Source organism: Pseudomonas fluorescens, assembly GCF_004683905.1.
GTDB lineage: Bacteria > Pseudomonadota > Gammaproteobacteria > Pseudomonadales > Pseudomonadaceae > Aquipseudomonas > Aquipseudomonas putida_A.
The window spans coordinates 589,411-607,537 of record NZ_CP038438.1 but is presented as its reverse complement, the minus strand read 5'-3'; the positions used below and the strand labels follow the sequence as shown (position 1 = coordinate 607,537).

Below are 18,127 nucleotides of genomic sequence, written 5' to 3'. Positions count from 1 at the left end.
CCCAAGGATAGACGGCAATTGCAAGGACTCAGCTCAATATGGAGATGGTCCCAAGGTATTTCAAGGCGCGTGGCAGATTGTCGCAATCAAGACTGTCCAGCCAGTGCAGTTCTTCCCAGCTGCGCAGCCAGGTGAACTGGCGCTTGGCCAATTGACGCGTGGCAATGATGCCGCGTTCCTGCATTTCAGCTAACGACAGCTTGCCATCCAGGTAGTCCCAGACTTGGCGGTAGCCTACCGCACGTATAGACGGCAACCCGGAATGCAGGTCACTTCTTTTACGCAGGGCTACGACCTCGTCGATGAACCCCTGTTCCAGCATATTTGTGAATCTTTGTTTAATGCGCTCATGCAGTACCTGGCGATTTGCCGGAGCAATGGCCAAGTTCGCGACAGTATAGGGCAATTGTTGCCGTCCCGAAGCGGCTGCTTCAGTACTTTGCGCAGATTGTTGCTGACGCAGGGCAGTCATGCTCTGACCGCTGACCCGATAAACCTCCAGCGCCCGACTCAGGCGCTGCGGATCGTTCGGATGAATGCGTGCCGCCGATACCGGATCGATGCTCGCCAGTTGATCATGCAAGGCTTGCCAGCCAAGGCGTGCAGCCTCTTCCTCGATCTGCGCACGGACTTCGGGATCCGCCGCCGGCATGTCCGCCAGGCCATCAACCAACGCCTTGTAATAGAGCATGGTGCCGCCAACCAGCAGCGGAATTTTTCCGCGTGCGGTGATCTCGGCCATAGCTTGCAGGGCATCGCGACGGAAATCCGCAGCCGAATAGGCCTCGGCCGGATCGAGAATGTCGATCAACCGGTGCGGAAACTCGGCCAGCAATTCTTTGGAAGGTTTGGCGGTGCCGATGTCCATGCCGCGATAGACCAGCGCCGAGTCGACGCTGATCAGCTCGCACGGCAGCACCTTGGTCAGCTCGATGGCCAGGTCGGTCTTGCCCGCAGCGGTCGGGCCCATCAGGAAAATCGCTGGAGGAAGCTGGCTCATCAACGACCGCGCAGGAACAGTTTGTCCAGATCGTCCAGGCCCAGTTGGGTCCAGGTCGGTCGGCCATGGTTGCATTGTCCACTGCGCTCGGTGTTTTCCATGTCGCGCAGCAGGCCGTTCATTTCCGGCAGGGCCAGGCGCCGGTTGGCGCGGATCGCGCCGTGGCAGGCCATGGTCCCGAGCAGTTCGTTCAGGTGCGCCTGAATCCGGTCGCTGGTGCCGTATTCCATCAGGTCCGACAGCACGTCACCCACCAGACGATTGGCCTCGGCCTGCTTGAGCAGCGCCGGAATCTGGCGGATTGCCAATGTTTCCGGGCCCAGACGCTGCAGCTCGAAGCCCAGTTTCTGGAACCATGCAGCGTGTTCTTCAGCGCAATCGGCCTCTCGCTGACTGACCGCCAGCGACTCCGGCACCAACAGCGGCTGACCGCTGAGACCTTCGCTGGCCATGGCGATTTTCAGGCGTTCGTACATGATCCGCTCGTGCGCGGCATGCATGTCCACCAGAACCAGCCCCTGAGCATTCTCGGAGAGAATGTAGATGCCCTTGAGCTGCGCCAGCGCGTAACCGAGCGGCGGAATGTCTTCCTGGCCGGCTGGCAGCGCGTTGGCATTCGCTTCCGGCAACGGTGCGAAGAACTCGCGGTAAGCGGCTTGTGCCTCGGCGGCCGGCACAGCCGACTGCGGACGCGGCGTGTACTGATACTGATAAGCGCCACCAGCGCTGGCGCCCGACGAAGTATTGAACGCCGGTTGCGCCTGCGGCTGTTCCAGCAGCGCGTTGGCCGCCAGACGCATTTCGCCCTGCGGGCCGAACTCGCCGGCCTCGATACCGGTTGGACGCACCACAGCGGTGGTGACAGAGCCGGCCAGCTGATCTTCCGGACGCACATCACCCAAGGCGCGGTGCAACGTGCCATAAAGGAAGTCATGCACCATGCGCCCGTCACGGAAGCGCACTTCGTGCTTGGTCGGGTGCACGTTGACGTCCACCGCCGCCGGATCGACTTCGAAAAACAGCGCGAAGGTCGGATGACGACCGTTGAACAGCACATCGCGATAAGCCTGACGCACCGCGTGCGCCACCAGTTTGTCGCGCACCGCACGGCCGTTCACGAAGAAATACTGCAAGTCCGCCTGGCTGCGGTTGAAGGTCGGCAACCCGACCCAGCCCCACAGGTGCAGGCCATTGCGCTCGATCTCGATCGGCAGCGCCTGCTCGAGGAACCCCGAACCACAGATCGCCGCCACACGCCGGGCGCGGGCTGCATCATCGTGGGCCTCGTGCAGGCTGAGGATGGTCTTGCCGTTGTGGCGCAGATGGAAGGCCACGTCGAAACGCGCCAGCGCCAGACGCTTGATCACTTCTTGCAGGTGATCGAATTCGGTTTTTTCGGTCTTGAGAAACTTGCGCCGCGCCGGCGTATTGAAAAACAGGTCGCGCACTTCCACCGAGGTACCGACCGGATGCGCCGCCGGCTGCACCCGAGGCGCCATGTCGCGACCTTCGGTTTCGACCTGCCAGGCCTGATCAGCATCGCGGGTGCGCGAGGTCAGGGTCAGGCGCGCCACGGAGCTGATCGACGCCAGTGCCTCACCACGGAAGCCCAGGCTCATCACCTGCTCCAGATCTTCGAGATTGCGAATCTTGCTGGTGGCGTGACGGGCCAGCGCCAGCGGCAGGTCGTCGGCGGAAATGCCGCTGCCATCGTCACGCACCCGCAGCAGCTTGACGCCGCCCTGCTCGACATCGACATCGATGCGCTTGGCACCGGAGTCGAGACTGTTTTCCAGCAACTCCTTGATCACCGAAGCCGGGCGCTCGACCACCTCGCCGGCGGCGATCTGGTTCGCCAGCCGCGGGCTGAGCAGTTCGATGCGTGCGGCGTTCAACACCTGATTCATTCTTTGGACGCCAGTTCGGTGCCGGGAATGGTCAGGTGCTGGCCGATCTTCAGCTCATCGCTACTTAGATTGTTGGCACTGCGCAGCGTCGCGGGGGACACCTGATAACGCACGGCGATCATCGCCAGCGTCTCGCCCGGGCTCACGCGGTGATCGCGCGGGCCTTGGGCGATCTTGCCGGAGTCACGCAGCCAGGCAATGTAGGTGCCCGGTGGCGGATTCTGCTGGAAGAACTGGCGCACGCCGCTGCTGATCGAACGCGCCAGCGCCTGCTGGTGGCTTGAAGCCGATAGTTTGTTCGCCTCGTTGGCGTTGGAGATGAAGCCGGTTTCGACGAGGATCGACGGGATGTCCGGCGACTTCAACACCATGAACCCGGCCTGCTCCACGCGCTGCTTGTGCAACGGAGTCACGCGACCGATGTTGGTCAGGACTTTCTGGCCGACGTTGAGGCTGGAAGTCAGCGATGCGGTCATCGACAAGTCAAGCAGTACGCCGGCGAGCATGCGGTCCTTGTCGTCGAGGCTGACGTTGCCGGCACCACCGATCAGGTCGGAACGGTTTTCGCTGTCGGCCAGCCAACGGGCGGTCTCGGATGTCGCGCCGCGATCAGACAGGGCAAACACCGAGGCACCGAAGGCTGCCGCAGACGGCGCAGCGTCGGCGTGGATCGAAACGAACAGGTCGGCGCCCTTCTTGCGGGCAATTTCGGTACGGCCGCGCAACGGGATGAAGTAGTCGCCGGTACGGGTCAGTTCGGCGCGGAAACCTTTCATGCCGTTGACCTGACGCTGCAGCTCGCGGGCGATCTGCAGCACCACGTCTTTCTCACGCTGGCCGCGCGAGCCGGACGCACCCGGGTCTTCGCCGCCGTGACCGGCGTCGATCACCACAATGATGTCGCGCTTGCCGGCCGGGGCCGGTGGCAACTTGATCGCCGGTTCAGACGGTGTCACCGGCACTGCCGGCACGGTGGCGACCGATGGCGTTGGCGCAGGCGGCGGCGCGGCATCGGCCGGGTTGTCGAACAGGTCGACCACCAGACGGTTGCCATATTGCGCGTTCGGCGCCAGCGAGAAACTTTTCGGGGTGACGGCTTTTTTCAGGTCGATGACCACTCGCAGATCGGTCGGCGTGCGCTGGGCCGAGCGCATCGCGGTGATCGGCGTGTTAGCAGTCGAGACCTTTAACGGCGCCCCCAGGGTGGCGCCATTGATGTCGATCACCAGCCGATCCGGTGCGGTCAGGGTGAAGACGCTGTGCTGCACCGGACCGCTCAGGTCGAAGACCAGTCGCGTGTTGTCCGGCGCCCGCCACAGGCGCACGCTGTTGACCTTTGTCTCGGCCACAGCGTTGACGGTTACTGCCATCAACATCAGTCCAACGGCAGCCACCAACGCGCGAAAGCGCATACCTAACCCCATCATTTAATTGGATTCCAATGCCAAAGCGGCACACCAGGCCTCGCCACGCGAGCCCTGGGATAAAATTTTCAGCGAACGCCCGCTGTCTTGCGGGCTAATGGTAATGGTCAGGTCAGGCTTTGGCAAAAAGCCTGCACCTTTATCGGGCCACTCGATCAGGCACAGTGCGTCGTCTTCGAAATAGTCGCGGATGCCGAGAAACTCCAGCTCCTCCGGATCGACCAGGCGATACAGGTCGAAGTGGAAGGCGCGCACATCACCGATCTCGTAGGGTTCGACCAAGGTGAAGGTCGGACTTTTTACCGCGCCGACATGCCCCAACCCACGAATGATGCCCCGCGACAGGGTGGTTTTGCCCATGCCCAGATTGCCTTCCAGGAAAATCAGGCCGTGACCCTGGGTAATGCGGGCGATCCGTGCGCCAAAGTCGCTCATGGCCTGTTCATCGGCCAGGTACAGGGTTACTTCAGACACGGTGCATGCTCCTCCAACAACTGACGAATGACTGGAATCAGATCACTGGCCGCCAGCCCACGGCCGAATTTACCTTGTTGCGCGCCGGCATTGGCGTGCAGCCAGACGGCCAGGCAGGCGGCATCGAAGCCGTTCATGCCTTGGGCCAACAACGCGCCAGTCAAGCCGGCGAGTACGTCGCCCAGGCCGGCGGTTGCCATGGCCGGATGGCCTTGATGACACAGCGCCAGACGCCCATCGGGGTGGGCGATCAGGCTGCCGGCGCCTTTGAGCACGACGACGGCCGAGTATTTTTTGCTCAACGCCCGCGCGGCGGCCGGACGATCTGCCTGCACCTCAGCGGTACTCACGCCCAGCAGGCGCGCCGCCTCGCCCGGATGCGGGGTGATCACGCATTCCTTGGGCAGACTGACAAATCCGCTCGCCAGCAGATTCAATGCGTCGGCGTCCCAAACCTGTGGCAGCGGCGCATTGGCAGCAGCGGATAACAGCGCCCGCCCCCAACTCGCCTGCCCGAGTCCCGGACCAACCACCAGCACCGAAACCTTTTCCAGCAGCCCCATCAACTGATTGGCCGACGACGTGCCGAGCACCATGACTTCCGGGATTCGCGTCAGCGCTGCCGGGACATGTTCCGAACGGGTTGCCAGCGACACCATTCCGGCGCCGCTGCGCAAGGCCGTTTCGCTACTGAGCAGAATCGCCCCGCCAAAACCCTGATCGCCGCCGATCAGCAGCAAGTGCCCGAAGCGCCCTTTGTGTGCAGCGGGCGCACGCGGGGCCAATCGTGGAAGATTAGCCGCCGAGAGACGCAGAGCGCTGACAGGAATGTCACGGTAGATGTCGGCGGCGGCTTGCAGATCGTTAAACACCAACGCCCCGACCTGATCCGCCGCATCCCCGGTGAACAGGCCGAGCTTCAAGCCGATGAAAGTCACGGTAAGGTCAGCGTGAACCGCAATGCCGAGGACATGTCCGGTATCGGCACACAGTCCGGAAGGAATATCCACCGCCACCACCGGCAGGCCACTGGCATTGATCGCCTTGATTGCAGCGGCATACGGTTCACGGACATCGCCGGCCAGCCCAGTGCCGAGCAAGGCATCGACAATCACCCCGCGCAGCTCGCTTTGCGCGGTCCAACCCTGCACGGCGACGCCATCGTTGATGGCCTGCGCATAAGCCTGTGCTGCATCGCCCTGCAAACGTTGCGGATCACCGACGGCCAGCACCCGCACCGCCCACCCGGCCCGGTGCGCCAGCGCGGCGATCAGAAAACCATCACCGGCGTTGTTGCCATGCCCGGCAAGCACAGTCATTTCGCTCGCCGACGGCCATTGCCGCACCAATGCACGCCAGGTCGCGTGCGCGGCGCGCTGCATCAATTCGAAGCCCGGCGTGCCCGCAGCGATCAGCCGCGCATCGAGTGCTCGCACCTGTGCAGCGCCATACAGCGCGTCGGGTAATTCATCTTTCGTGTGCGGCATGCGTCTTCGGGCTCCGATGTCTGGCAGAATTATACGCACCTCAGCTCCGGTTTCTCTCGCCTCATGTCCGCCATCACCACAGATCTGCCCGCCCTCGCCCAATCGATCAAGGATTGGGGCCGCGAGCTGGGCTTCCAGCAAGTCGGCATCAGCGGTCTGGACCTGGCCGAGCATGAGCAGCACCTGGAGCGCTGGCTCGCCGCCGGCTACCACGGCGAAATGGATTACATGGGCGCCCACGGCAGTAAACGCTCGCATCCGGAGCAACTGGTTCCGGGTACGTTACGCGTGGTTTCGCTGCGCATGGACTACCTGCCCGGCGACACGCAAATGGCGCAAATGCTCGCGCAACCGGAGAAAGCCTACGTTTCGCGTTATGCCTTGGGCCGCGATTACCACAAATTGATCCGTAAACGTGTGCAGCAATTGGCTGACAGGATTCAGTCGGAGATCGGCCCGTTCGGTTTTCGCGCCTTCGTCGACAGCGCCCCGGTGCTGGAAAAAGCCATCGCCGAGCAGGCCGGGCTGGGCTGGATCGGCAAAAACACTTTGGTACTGAACCGAAAGGCCGGCAGTTATTTCTTCTTGAGCGAACTGTTTGTCGATCTGCCGCTGCCGGTGGACGAACCGCACAGCAGCGAACATTGCGGGCGCTGCACCGCGTGCCTGGACATCTGCCCGACCTACGCCTTCGTCGGCCCCTATGTGCTGGACGCCCGGCGCTGCATCTCCTACCTGACCATCGAACTGAAAAACGCCATCCCCGAAGACCTGCGCCCGCTGATCGGCAACCGCGTGTTCGGCTGCGACGACTGCCAGATCGTCTGCCCGTGGAACCGCTTCGCCCGGCCCTCCGGGGAAAGCGACTTCAAGCCACGGCACAACCTGGACAACGCCGAACTGGCCGAGCTGTTCCTGTGGGACGAAGACAAGTTTCTCAGCAGCACCGAAGGCTCGCCGCTGCGCCGCGCCGGTTACGAGCGCTGGTTGCGCAATCTGGCGGTCGGGCTGGGCAACGCGCCGTCGAGCATTCCGGTGCTGGAGGCCTTGAAGGCGCGCCGTGATTACCCGTCCGATCTAGTCCGCGAACACGTCGAGTGGGCGCTGAAACAACACGGTCAATTGTAGGAGCTGCCGCAGGCTGCGATCTTTTGACTTTGATATTTAAAAGACAAGATCAAAGGATCGCAGCCTGCGGCAGCTCCTACAGGGGAATGCATTAATGCTCGTCGTTGTAGACGAACTTGGGCATTTCCCAGTGGAAACGGATGGCCAGCAACCGCAACAGAAAACCGCCGAACAAAGTGATCAGAATCGCCTGTTCGCTCGGCACATTCAGGTACAGGCAGAGCATGTAGCACCACGCGGCGGCGAACGAGACGCTGGCGTACAGTTCGCGGCGGAAGATCAGCGGGATGTCGTTGCAGAAGATGTCGCGCAGGATGCCGCCGAATACCCCGGTGATCACGCCGCTGACCGAGGCCACCAGCATGCCGTGGCCCATTTCCAGAGCGGTCATGCAGCCGATCAGGGTGAACGCCACCAGACCGACCGCATCGAGCACCAGAAACAATGAGCGCAGGTGACGCATCCAGCGTGCGGTGAATACAGTGAGCATCGCGGCGGCCGAAGTCAGCACCAGGTATTCCGGGTGCTTGACCCACGTCAGCGGATAATGCCCGAGTAACACATCGCGCACCGAACCGCCGCCCAATGCAGTGACGCAGGCGATCAACACCACCCCGAACCAGTCCATGCCGCGCCGCCCGGCAGACAGCGCGCCGGTCATGGCTTCAGCGGTAATGGCGATCAGATAGAGCATCAGCAACATGGCGGCGGTCCTGGCAGGAAGGCGCGCAGTCTAGCCATTTCAGCGCCGCACCAGAAGGGGGCGCGCTCCGGGATGCATTTCTGACTTGAATCTTACGGGACTCTGACGCCCTCTTCGCGAGCAAGCCCGCTCCCACAGGGGGAACGCATTCCAAATTGTGGGGGCGGGCTTGCTCGCGAAGACGTCAGGGCAGACACCCCTCAATCAGAACTTGATGAAATGCTTGCGGTAGTGTTGCAGCTCGGCGATCGACTCGCGGATGTCGTCCAGCGCCAGGTGAGTGCTGCCCTTCTTGAAGCTGTCGCGCACGTCCGGTGCCCAGCGTGCGGCCAGCTCTTTGAGTGTCGACACGTCGAGGTTGCGGTAGTGAAAGTAGCTTTCCAGTGCCTTCATGTGGGTATAAAGGAAGCGACGATCCTGGCAGATGCTGTTGCCGCAGATCGGCGACTTGCCCTTCGGTACCCATTTCTCGAGGAAAGCGATGGTTTCGGCCTCGGCCTCGGCCATGCTGATACGGCTGTCACGCACGCGCTGGGTCAGGCCCGAGTTGCCGTGGGTGCGGGTGTTCCACTCGTCCATGCGGGCGAGCACTTCGTCACTGTGGTGAATGGCGATCACCGGGCCTTCGGCCAGGGTGTTCAGGTCACTGTCGGTGACGATGGTGGCCATTTCGATGATGACGTCGTTTTCCGGATCCAGACCGGTCATTTCCAGGTCGATCCAGATCAGGTTCTGCGGGTTTTGCATATTCGGGCTCCTAGGCAATGCTGCGCAGTTTAGCCTAGGCCGGTGCCCGGGCGTGCTAAACTCGCGGCCGTTTTACCTAATCGCTGCATTCTTCAGACGGAACACCCATGGCCAAACGCCAACTCAATCGTCGTCAAAACTGGCGCATCGAAAAGATTCAGGGCGAGCGCGCCGCCCGCGCCGCCAAACGCGAGTCCTCGGCGGTCGAAGCCCTCGAGGGCGGCGACCTCGGCCCCGAGCAACACGGCCTGGTGATCGCCCACTTCGGTGTGCAGGTCGAAGTCGAGGCCGTGGACGGCGAACAAGCCGGCCAGGTTTTCCGTTGCCACTTGCGCGCCAACCTGCCGGCGCTGGTGACCGGTGATCGGGTAGTCTGGCGCGCCGGCAACCAGGGCATCGGGGTGATCGTTGCGCAACTGCCGCGCAGCACCGAACTCTGCCGCCCGGACAGCCGTGGCCAGCTCAAGCCGGTGGCCGCCAACGTCGACATGATCGTCATCGTCTTCGCACCGCTGCCCGAGCCGCATGCCAACCTGATCGACCGCTACCTGGTCGCTGCCGAACACGCCGGCATCCGCCCGTTGCTGTTGCTGAACAAGTTCGACCTGATCGACGAGCAGAGCGCCCCGGCACTCAACGCCCTGCTGGCGGTGTACCGCACGCTGGGTTATCCGGTGCTGGAAGTCTCGGCGCATCACGGCAATGGCATGGAACAGTTGCAGAAGCAGCTCGACGGGCGCATCAGCGTGTTCGTCGGCCAGTCCGGCGTCGGCAAGTCGTCGCTGGTCAACAGCCTGCTGCCGGAAGTCGAAACCCGTGTCGGCCCGTTGTCGGAGCTGTCCGGTCAGGGCACGCACACCACGACCACCGCACGCCTGTTCCACTTCCCGGGCGGCGGCGAGTTGATCGACTCCCCGGGTATCCGTGAGTTCGGCCTGGGCCACGTCAGCCGCGCCGACGTCGAAGCCGGTTTCATCGAGTTCAATGACCTGCTCGGCACCTGCCGCTTCCGCGACTGCAAACACGATCGCGAACCCGGTTGCGCACTGCTCAAGGCCTTGGAAGACGGCCGCGTGCAGCAGCAGCGGATGAACAGCTACCGCTCGATCATCGCCAGCCTGCCGGAAAACGGCTACTAAACATCTGCACCGGCAGCCTCTCGCCCGAGGGCTGCCGGATGTCGGACCGCGCCTGACAAATCCTCGATTCCGTTAAACGTCAGACTCTTCTGACAGACTCGTTCGCACCTGTTTGCAGGACATTTCTCTTTCACCGCCCAGCCCTTGTAGGCTCGCGTCAGATGCCTAGATTGGGGTCCTCCTTCGCACCTTCGCGACCTTCGAGGAACCCCATGCAAACCTATCACCTGTTCATCAGCCATTCGTGGAACTACGCCCACGCTCACGACAATCTGGTACGCCTGCTCGGCGCTAGACCGGATTTCAGTTTCAAGAATTTTTCCGTGCCGCCGCACAACCCGATCATGGGCGCGCAGACCGACAAGCAACTCGAAGAAGCCATCGAGAACAAGATTCGCCCGTGCTCGGCGGTGCTGATCATGGCCGGGATGTATTCGACTTACAGCAAGTGGATCAACAAGGAAATCGAGATAGCAAAGCGCATGGGCAAAGTGATCATCGCGATCAAGCCGTTCGGCGCCGAGCGTATTTCCAGCGTCGTGCGTGAGGCGGCGCACGCCGAGTGCGCGTGGAACACCAACAGCATCATTGGTGCGATCCGTCAGCACACGGCGGTGTAACTATGCGCAAGGGATTGTTTATCGGCATCAACCACTACGACCACGTCTCGCCCTTGAGCGGCTGTAACAACGACGCCATGGCCATGGCGTCGGTGCTGGAGCGTCATGCCAACGGGCGACCGAACTTCAGCAGCAAAGTGCTGACTTCAGCCGAAGAAAAACTCACGCTCAGCCACATGAAACAGCAGATCCAGAGCCTGTTTTCAGGCGACTGTGACGTGGCACTGCTGTACTTCGCCGGCCATGGGCAGTTCGACACCAGCATCGACGAAGGACTCCTGATTCCCCAGGACTATCAGCCTGGCGGAGACGGGATCCGCATCAGCGACATTCTGGAGTGGGCGGACAAGGCCCCGCACATCAAGAACAAAATCATCATTCTCGATTGCTGCCAGGCCGGCGCAGCAGGCGCCATGCGCAATCTGCGTGGCGGCAGCAGTGTGATCGGCGAAGGCGTGACCATTCTTACGGCCTGCAAAAAAGAACAGTACGCCCTGGAAAGTCGCGGTCATGGCGTATTCACGGATCTGTTGCTGCAAGCGCTGCACGGTGGCGCTGCCAACGTACTCGGCAAGGTCACCCCCGGTAGCGTTTACTCATTTGTCGACAATGCGCTGGGCGCCTGGGAACAGCGTCCGGTATTCAAGACCAATGTCTCGCAGTTCGTACCGCTGCGCGAGGTCGCGCCGCTGATTGCCGAGGAAACCCTGCGCAAACTCAAGGACTGGTTCCCGGAGCCGAGCTTCGTTTTCAGACTCGATCCCAGCTACGAGCCCACCGAAGCACTGTTCGACCCCGAGCACGGCGACATTTTCAAGCAACTGCAAATGTGCAACCGCCACAGCCTGATCGAACCGGTGGATGCCGAGCACATGTACTACGCCGCGCTCCACTCCACGGGCTGCCGCCTCACGGCGCTCGGCGCCTATTACCGTGAACTCGCCCTCAAAGGACACTTCTGATGCCCGTATTCATCAGCTACCGCCACATGGATCGCCCGCAGGCCATGGCGATCAATGCGCAATTGATGCAGGCCAATATCAAAACCTACCTCGACGTGCTCGACCCAGAATCGCAGACCACCGATGACATCACCGGGGTGATCACCCGCAACATCACCGAATGCACGCACCTGCTGGCGGTGGTTTCAGAGAAAACCGCTCTGTCGTGGTGGGTGCCGTTCGAAATCGGCGAAGCGACGATCAGCAACCGCCGGATCTGCTCGTTCCGCACCGGGCCGGCAAAGCTGCCGGAGTATCTGGACAAGTGGCCGAAGCTGAGCACGGCCAGTGATCTGAATTTCTTCATCGATGCCTATCGTGAAGAAGTATCGAGCAAGCGCTCGATGACGCTGGATTCGAGCAACGAATCCTTCAGCGGCACCTATAAGCGCAACGCCGATCTTTTCCATGAACAACTGAAGAACCGGATTCGGCGCGGTTTCTGAGGCCAATCGACAGCCACAAAAAAGCCGACATCACTGTCGGCTTTTTTGTCGCTCACTGCTTCGGCGCAGGGGCCGGTGCAGCGGCTGGCGGAGCTGTTGGCGCTGGCGCCGCAGTCCCCGGCACTGCCGGTTTCGGTGCGGCGTCGTCGAACAGGTTCAAGCGTTCGCGCAACTCGTGCGCCGGCACAGGTTGCTGATCCGCCGGCAGCGCGTTCGGATCGACCGGCGTCGCCGGAGCGGCGCCGTTCTGACCTTCGGCGGCTGGCTTGGCCGCGTCGGCACCTTGCGAACCTTCGATGGCGGCCTGGGCCTTTTTGGTCAGGACCACAATGTCGATGCGGCGGTTGACCGGGTTGAACGGGTTTTCCTTGTCGAACAGCGCCGACGAGGCGTAACCGACCACGCGCGCCACCTGCGAATCCGGATAGCTGCCTGCCACCAGCGCACGCCGCGCGGCGTTGGCACGGTTGGCCGAGAGTTCCCAGTTGCCGAAATCGCCGGTGCCGGTGTACGGCTTGGCGTCGGTGTGGCCGCTGATGCTGATCTTGTTCGGCACCGCTTTGATGGTGTCGGCCATGGCCAGCAGGATGTCTTCGAAGTACGGCTTCAGGCGTGCGGAACCTGAGTCGAACATCGGCCGGTTTTCCGCGTCCATGATCTGAATGCGCAAGCCGTTCGGGGTGATCTCGAACAGGATCTGATCCTTGAACTTCTGCAGCTGCGGGTTCTCGTCGACCTTGTTCTGCAGTTCTTGCAGCAACAGCTCCAGGCGTTCTTTCTCGACCTGCTCGGCCATGCCTTCGACCTGTTCGGTGTCGACCGTGACCTTGTCCGGTTGCGGCTGCGACTTCACCTCAGGGTTGAGGGTGTTTTCCGGCGCCAGGGTCGGCGTGCCGCCCAGATCAATGATGTACGGCGTGCCACTTTCGGAGAAGCCGACCGGGTCCTTGAAGTAACCGGCGATGGCGATCTTTTGCTCAGGCGTTGCGGTGGACAGCAGCCACAACACCAGGAAGAACGCCATCATCGCCGTGGCGAAGTCGGCGAAGGCGATTTTCCACGCCCCGCCGTGGTGCCCACCGGCTATGCGCTTGACGCGCTTGATGATTATCGGCTGATTATTTTCCATGGCTTAGCGACCGCGAACGGCTTGTTCCAGCTCGGCAAAGCTTGGACGGTGCGCCGGGTACAGAACCTTGCGCCCGAACTCCACGGCCAGCGATGGCGGCATGCCGGAAGCCGACGCCACCAGCGAGGCCTTGATGGCTTCGTAGACGTTCAGTTCTTCCTTGGCATCGTGCGCCAGGGAATGCGCCAACGGCCCGAAGAAGCCGTAGGCCGCGAGAATACCGAAGAAGGTACCGACCAGTGCCGCACCCACGTGCAGACCGATGGATTTCTGATCGCCTTCACCCAGCGACGCCATGGTCACCACGATACCCAGTACCGCCGCGACGATACCGAAACCGGGCATGGCGTCGGCGATGCCGTTCACCGCATGGGACGGGTGCTCGAGGTCTTCCTTGAGGCTGTAGAGTTCCATGTCGAACAGGCCTTCCAGCTCATGCGGAGCCATGTTGCCGGAGGACATGATGCGCAGGTAGTCGCAGATGAACGCGGTCATGCGTTCGTCTTTGAGCACGGCCGGGTACTTGGCGAAGATCGGGCTCGCGGCAGCGTCTTCGATGTCGCCTTCGATGGCCATCATGCCTTCGCGGCGGCTCTTGTTGAGGATCTCGTAAATCAGGCCGAGCACTTCCAGATAGAACGTGTGGCTGAAGCGCGAACTGAACATGCTCAGGGATTTCTTGAGCACGTGCATCGTCATGTAACCGGGGTTGGCCTGGAGGAATGCACCGAGGGCCGCACCACCGATGATCATCACCTCGAAGGGCTGGATCAGGGCGGCAATTTTGCCGTGGGAGAGCACGTATCCGCCGAGCACGCTCGCGAATACGACGATGATGCCGATAATTTTAGCCATAGGTAGAAAGTACTTATTTAAGTCGGGTTCAAGGTCATATTCGGAAGTTAAAAAATCTCTTCTTCTACTTATCGGCAAAACTGCGCCAGACTATAGCCAGTTCAGGCGAAAAGCCAATTTAGCCCATGCCGGGCGCGTCTACAGTCAGTGAAGATCTCGTCCAGACATGGCTAATGAAACGAACGTCCCACACGCAAAACCGACCACGCTCGAGGGCTGGGTCAAACTGCTCGATGGCGTGCGCCTGCCCGTGCCGCAAGAGGCGCACGACAAGGTTTGCCGGGCGATCCGCGACAACCGCAGCTCGTTGCGCGATATCGCCGACCTGATGCAGGACAGTCCGGCGCTGGCCTTGAGCATCATCCGTGAGGCAAATCGTCACACCCACGGCACCATGGCCGCTCCGGCGGAAAATCTCGAGGTGGCGATCAACCGTCTGGGCCTGGCGCGTACCGAAGAATTGCTCGCACGTCTGCCCGTCGAACCGCAGATGCAGATACCCAAGGCCTTGCGCCAACTGCAGATGATCAGCCAGCACGCGACACAACAGGCCAACGGTTTTTTTGCCAGTCGCCTGGCGCGCCTGTGGCAGGACATTCACTGGGGCAGCCTGTTGTTTCTGTCGCCGTTATGGCCGCTGGCGCTGACGTTTCCCGAATTGCTCGAAGAGTGGGAGCTGCGGGTTATCCACAAGGGCGAATCGGCGCGCACGGTCGAGAAGCAACTGTTTGGCGTGCGCCTGCTGAAGATCGCCGAAGCGCTGGTACAAGTCTGGCACCTGCCGATCTGGGTGCAGCAGGGTTATAAACTGCTGCTCAGCGAACAGCGCGAACTGGTGAAAGTTCTGCGCATCGCCCGCGACAGCGAACATCCGTTGCGCCAGCAGAATCGCCTCGACGACGATCCGACCCTGCGCCGCTGGCTCAACCAGCCGGCCAACACCGTGTTGCTGGCCAACGGCCTGGCGCTGTCGGCACAACAGGCCTGGGACAGTCCGCACAGCGAGCGCTGGCAGTACCTGACCAGCCTTTATCTGCAAATCTCGATGGACGAAGTGCAGCAGCAGTTGCACCAGCAAGCCGCCAACAGTGCGCGCCAGCATGCCATGCCCGATCTGTGGCACCCGGCCGTTTCATTATTATGGCCATGGGGCACCCATCGCTTGCCGGCCGGGATGCTGCCGGCGGCGGCGCCGAATGCCGAGGATCTGACTCAATGGCGCCGGCAATGCGCCGAACTGCTGGCCGAGCCGAGCCGCTTCACCAATGCCATGAGCCTGACCGTCGCCGCCCGTGATGCGCTGGTCGCCAGCGGCATGCGCCGGGTGATGATTCTGATGGCCGACCGCACGCAATCGAATCTGCGAGTGAACCAGACCTTCGGTTTGCCGAAGGAAGCCGCCGCGCTGAACTTTGTCGTCAGTCAGAGCAAAGTCTTGCAGCGCCTGCTCGCACAACAGGCACAGGTGCGGATCAACCCCGAGAACAACGCACAATTTTCCGCATTGTTGCCGCCGGGCCTGCGTGCGCTGTTCCGTGGCGAGCATCTGTTCCTGCGTTCGCTGGTCAATAACGGCCGGGTGATCATGATCGTCGTCGCCGACCAGGGCGGTGGGCCGTTCGCCGACATCAGCGTGCAAGCCTTTGGCAAGACCGCACAGTGCATCGAAAAGGCCCTGCACAGCTTTAGCAGCCGTGGTCGATGAGGCTGCGCTACAATCCCCCCCTTTGTGCTCTGGAGACCTCACATGTCTGACTTCTCTGGCTTGCCGCTCGTCATCGAACCGAGCGACCTGCTCCCTCGGCTGGATGCCAGCGAACTGATTCTGGTGGACCTGACCAGTGCCGCCCGCTATACCGAGGGCCATCTGCCCGGCGCACGTTTTGTCGACCCCAAGCGCACCCAGCTCGGCCAGCCGCCGGCGCCGGGGCTGCTGCCGGCCAAAGCGGATCTGGAAGCGTTGTTCGGTGAGTTGGGCCATCGTCCAGACGCGGTCTACGTGGTCTATGACGACGAGGGCGGTGGCTGGGCCGGGCGTTTCATCTGGCTGCTCGACGTGATCGGTCACGACAAATACCACTACCTTGACGGCGGTCTGCCGGCGTGGCTGGAAGCCGGCATGCCGATGTCGATCCAGGTTCCGCCTGCGGTGGGCGGCCCGGTGGCGCTGACCCTGCATGACGAGCCGACGGCAACCCGCGAATACCTGCAAAGCCGTCTCGGCGCCGCCGATCTGGCGATCTGGGACGCACGCGGGCCGCTGGAATATTCCGGTGAGAAAGTGCTGGCCGCCAAGGGTGGACACATCCCCGGCGCGGTGAACTTCGAGTGGACCGCCGGCATGGACAAGGCGCGTCAATTGCGGATTCGCACGGACATGCCGCAGATCCTCGAAGACCTCGGGATCACCAAGGACAAAGAAATCATTACCCACTGCCAGACCCATCACCGGTCGGGCTTCACTTATCTGGTGGCCAAGTCCCTCGGTTATCCGCGGGTCAAGGGCTACGCCGGTTCCTGGGGCGAATGGGGCAACCACCCTGATACGCCTGTCGAGATTCAAGGTTCTAAGGACAACTAATGAAAGAGCGTCTGTTTATCCTCAGTCAGTACCTGCTGCCTCATCACCTGCTGTCGCGCCTGGCCGGCTGCGTCGCCGAGTGCCGCGTGCGCTGGTTCAAGAATGCCTTCACCCAGTGGTTCGCCAAGCGTTATCAGGTGGACATGTCGCAAGCACTGGTCGAAGACCTGACCGCCTACGAGCACTTCAACGCGTTCTTCACCCGTGCCCTGAAAGACGGCGCGCGGCCACTGGACCAGACTCCGGGCGCGATCCTCAGCCCGGCCGACGGTGCGGTCAGCCAGCTCGGCCCGATCGAACACGGTCGGGTGTTCCAGGCCAAGGGCCACAGCTTCAGCGTGCTGGAACTGCTGGGGGGTGACACGGCGAATGCCGCGCCGTTCATGGGCGGCGACTTCGCCACCATTTACCTGTCGCCGAAGGATTACCACCGCGTGCACATGCCGCTGGCCGGCACCCTGCGCGAGATGGTCTACATCCCGGGCCGGATCTTCTCGGTCAACCAGACCACTGCGGAAAACGTTCCGGAGCTGTTCGCCCGCAACGAGCGTGTAGCATGCATTTTCGACACCGAACGCGGGCCGATGGCCGTGGTGCTGGTCGGCGCGATGATCGTCGCTTCGATCGAAACCGTGTGGGCCGGTCTGGTCACCCCACCGAAGCGCGAACTGAAAACCTTCCGCTACGACGAAGCCGCCCGTGCGCCGATTCATCTGGAAAAAGGTGCGGAACTGGGGCGCTTCAAACTGGGTTCGACGGCGATCGTGCTGTTTGGCCCGGATCAAGTGAAATGGGCTGAAGAACTGGTGGCGGGTTCGCCAGTGCAAATGGGCCAGGCCCTGGCCCTGCCGACGGCCTGAGCCGGCTGATCCGCCCTTTCACACGTCTGTGAAGGGGCGGACACGACCTGGGAGGCGCCGTTACTCTATCTGCCCACGGAAGCCGATCGGCCCTTCGTTGGCGTAGGTATTGGTGCCACTGAGGTTTTTCCCTCCATCGCTGGAAGTGACGCTCAACGCGACAACGTTCTGATTGTCCCGGCCACCGATCACCCACTTGCCGCCCGGATGCCATGGGGCATCATTGCCACCCCACTGGTTCTCGACGTTGTATTGATTTTGACCGGTGCGCTGCGCCTTGAAGCCAATCGGGCCTTCGCCGGCGTAAGTCATGGTGCCGGTGAAGCTTTTGCCACCATCGCCCGACTTGATCTCGATGGCGACGACTTGCTGGTTGTCCCGCCCGCCCAGCACCCAGGTTCCACCCGGATGCCACGGTGCCGAACTACCGCCCCATTGATTTGCCACTGCATATTTAGACATGAACCTCATCTCCTTGAAGTTTCGGGAGACCTGCCCGAGGTTGACGGCAGGCCGTGCAACCGTGCGTTTCCGATCGCACGTCTGAGAGACTAGTAGGGCTTGTTGAATGGCATCCGGCCAGCAGACCAGCGGTCAAAAAGCCTGACGCCATCCGGCGAAACAGA

At 62.0% G+C, this 18,127-nt stretch carries 18 protein-coding genes; 8 read left to right on the top strand and 10 right to left on the bottom strand.

What is annotated here, in order from left to right; all coding sequences use genetic code 11:
* Positions 1-28: 28 nt before the first annotated feature.
* The 5 genes from miaA to E4T63_RS02680 are packed head-to-tail and all read right to left on the bottom strand — an operon-like array spanning position 29 to position 6,292.
* Positions 29-1,000 carry a tRNA (adenosine(37)-N6)-dimethylallyltransferase MiaA gene (gene miaA / locus E4T63_RS02700; RefSeq protein WP_096794765.1) on the bottom strand — a complete coding sequence of 324 codons (972 nt, stop codon included), beginning with the start codon at positions 998-1,000 and terminating at the stop codon, positions 29-31.
* Positions 1,000-2,898, bottom strand: coding sequence for a DNA mismatch repair endonuclease MutL (gene mutL, locus E4T63_RS02695; RefSeq protein WP_171061819.1), 1,899 nt, complete (start codon positions 2,896-2,898; stop codon positions 1,000-1,002). The genes miaA and mutL overlap by 1 nt, the downstream gene beginning before the upstream one ends.
* A 5-nt stretch (positions 2,899-2,903) precedes the next feature.
* Entirely contained in the window at positions 2,904-4,283 is a 1,380-nt protein-coding gene (locus E4T63_RS02690; protein ID WP_371260346.1) for an N-acetylmuramoyl-L-alanine amidase, read from the bottom strand.
* 51 nt (positions 4,284-4,334) lie between these two features.
* Positions 4,335-4,805 (bottom strand): tRNA (adenosine(37)-N6)-threonylcarbamoyltransferase complex ATPase subunit type 1 TsaE, encoded by a 471-nt coding sequence (gene tsaE / locus E4T63_RS02685; protein WP_098966932.1) that lies wholly within the window; start codon positions 4,803-4,805, stop codon positions 4,335-4,337.
* Positions 4,793-6,292, bottom strand: coding sequence for an NAD(P)H-hydrate dehydratase (locus E4T63_RS02680; RefSeq protein WP_135294835.1), 1,500 nt, complete (start codon positions 6,290-6,292; stop codon positions 4,793-4,795). Before E4T63_RS02680 ends, tsaE begins: the two co-directional genes overlap by 13 nt.
* 63 nt (positions 6,293-6,355) lie before the next feature.
* Here E4T63_RS02680 and queG point away from each other — a divergent pair, with 63 nt between their 5' ends.
* Positions 6,356-7,420, top strand: coding sequence for a tRNA epoxyqueuosine(34) reductase QueG (gene queG, locus E4T63_RS02675; RefSeq protein WP_135294834.1), 1,065 nt, complete (start codon positions 6,356-6,358; stop codon positions 7,418-7,420).
* 91 nt (positions 7,421-7,511) lie between these two features.
* Here the strand turns inward: queG and E4T63_RS02670 are convergent, their stop codons facing one another.
* Both E4T63_RS02670 and orn read right to left on the bottom strand, forming a co-directional pair.
* Complete coding sequence (locus tag E4T63_RS02670; protein WP_047290974.1) at positions 7,512-8,123, bottom strand: trimeric intracellular cation channel family protein; 612 nt, start codon at positions 8,121-8,123, stop codon at positions 7,512-7,514.
* Between the two features lie 204 nt (positions 8,124-8,327).
* Positions 8,328-8,870, bottom strand: a complete 543-nt coding sequence (gene orn, locus E4T63_RS02665) for an oligoribonuclease (protein WP_003221098.1) — start codon at positions 8,868-8,870, stop codon at positions 8,328-8,330.
* Between the two features lie 107 nt (positions 8,871-8,977).
* On the opposite strand from orn, the gene rsgA reads away from it, so the two are divergent.
* The 4 genes from rsgA to E4T63_RS02645 all read left to right on the top strand — a co-directional run bounded on the left by rsgA (position 8,978) and on the right by E4T63_RS02645 (position 12,076).
* Positions 8,978-10,009: a small ribosomal subunit biogenesis GTPase RsgA gene (rsgA, locus tag E4T63_RS02660; protein WP_135294833.1), complete on the top strand. Its 1,032-nt coding sequence runs from the start codon at positions 8,978-8,980 to the stop codon at positions 10,007-10,009.
* Between the two features lie 212 nt (positions 10,010-10,221).
* Positions 10,222-10,629: a TIR domain-containing protein gene (locus tag E4T63_RS02655; RefSeq protein WP_027611408.1), complete on the top strand. Its 408-nt coding sequence runs from the start codon at positions 10,222-10,224 to the stop codon at positions 10,627-10,629.
* A gap of 2 nt (positions 10,630-10,631) precedes the next feature.
* On the top strand, positions 10,632-11,591 hold the full coding sequence (locus E4T63_RS02650; protein ID WP_135294832.1) for a caspase family protein: 960 nt from the start codon (positions 10,632-10,634) through the stop codon (positions 11,589-11,591).
* Positions 11,591-12,076, top strand: coding sequence for a toll/interleukin-1 receptor domain-containing protein (locus E4T63_RS02645; RefSeq protein WP_027611406.1), 486 nt, complete (start codon positions 11,591-11,593; stop codon positions 12,074-12,076). The genes E4T63_RS02650 and E4T63_RS02645 overlap by 1 nt, the downstream gene beginning before the upstream one ends.
* Before the next feature lie 52 nt (positions 12,077-12,128).
* Here the strand turns inward: E4T63_RS02645 and motB are convergent, their stop codons facing one another.
* Together motB and motA are read right to left on the bottom strand one after the other, a co-directional pair.
* Positions 12,129-13,205 (bottom strand): flagellar motor protein MotB, encoded by a 1,077-nt coding sequence (motB, locus tag E4T63_RS02640; protein ID WP_134785299.1) that lies wholly within the window; start codon positions 13,203-13,205, stop codon positions 12,129-12,131.
* 3 nt (positions 13,206-13,208) lie between these two features.
* Positions 13,209-14,060: a flagellar motor stator protein MotA gene (gene motA / locus E4T63_RS02635; protein WP_007952169.1), complete on the bottom strand. Its 852-nt coding sequence runs from the start codon at positions 14,058-14,060 to the stop codon at positions 13,209-13,211.
* Between the two features lie 166 nt (positions 14,061-14,226).
* On the opposite strand from motA, the gene E4T63_RS02630 reads away from it, so the two are divergent.
* Genes E4T63_RS02630 through asd form a run of 3 tightly spaced genes read left to right on the top strand, consistent with a single transcriptional unit; the run spans position 14,227 to position 17,501 of the window.
* Entirely contained in the window at positions 14,227-15,765 is a 1,539-nt protein-coding gene (locus tag E4T63_RS02630; RefSeq protein WP_098966923.1) for an HDOD domain-containing protein, read from the top strand.
* Between the two features lie 42 nt (positions 15,766-15,807).
* Positions 15,808-16,641: a thiosulfate sulfurtransferase gene (gene rhdA / locus E4T63_RS02625; RefSeq protein ID WP_098966921.1), complete on the top strand. Its 834-nt coding sequence runs from the start codon at positions 15,808-15,810 to the stop codon at positions 16,639-16,641.
* A complete protein-coding gene (gene asd / locus E4T63_RS02620; RefSeq protein ID WP_027611402.1) occupies positions 16,641-17,501 on the top strand; it encodes an archaetidylserine decarboxylase in 861 nt (286 codons plus the stop codon). The genes rhdA and asd overlap by 1 nt, the downstream gene beginning before the upstream one ends.
* A gap of 60 nt (positions 17,502-17,561) precedes the next feature.
* On the opposite strand, the gene E4T63_RS02615 is transcribed toward asd, so the two are convergent.
* On the bottom strand, positions 17,562-17,963 hold the full coding sequence (locus E4T63_RS02615) for a lectin OAA family protein (protein ID WP_027611401.1): 402 nt from the start codon (positions 17,961-17,963) through the stop codon (positions 17,562-17,564).
* Positions 17,964-18,127 lie beyond the last annotated feature (164 nt).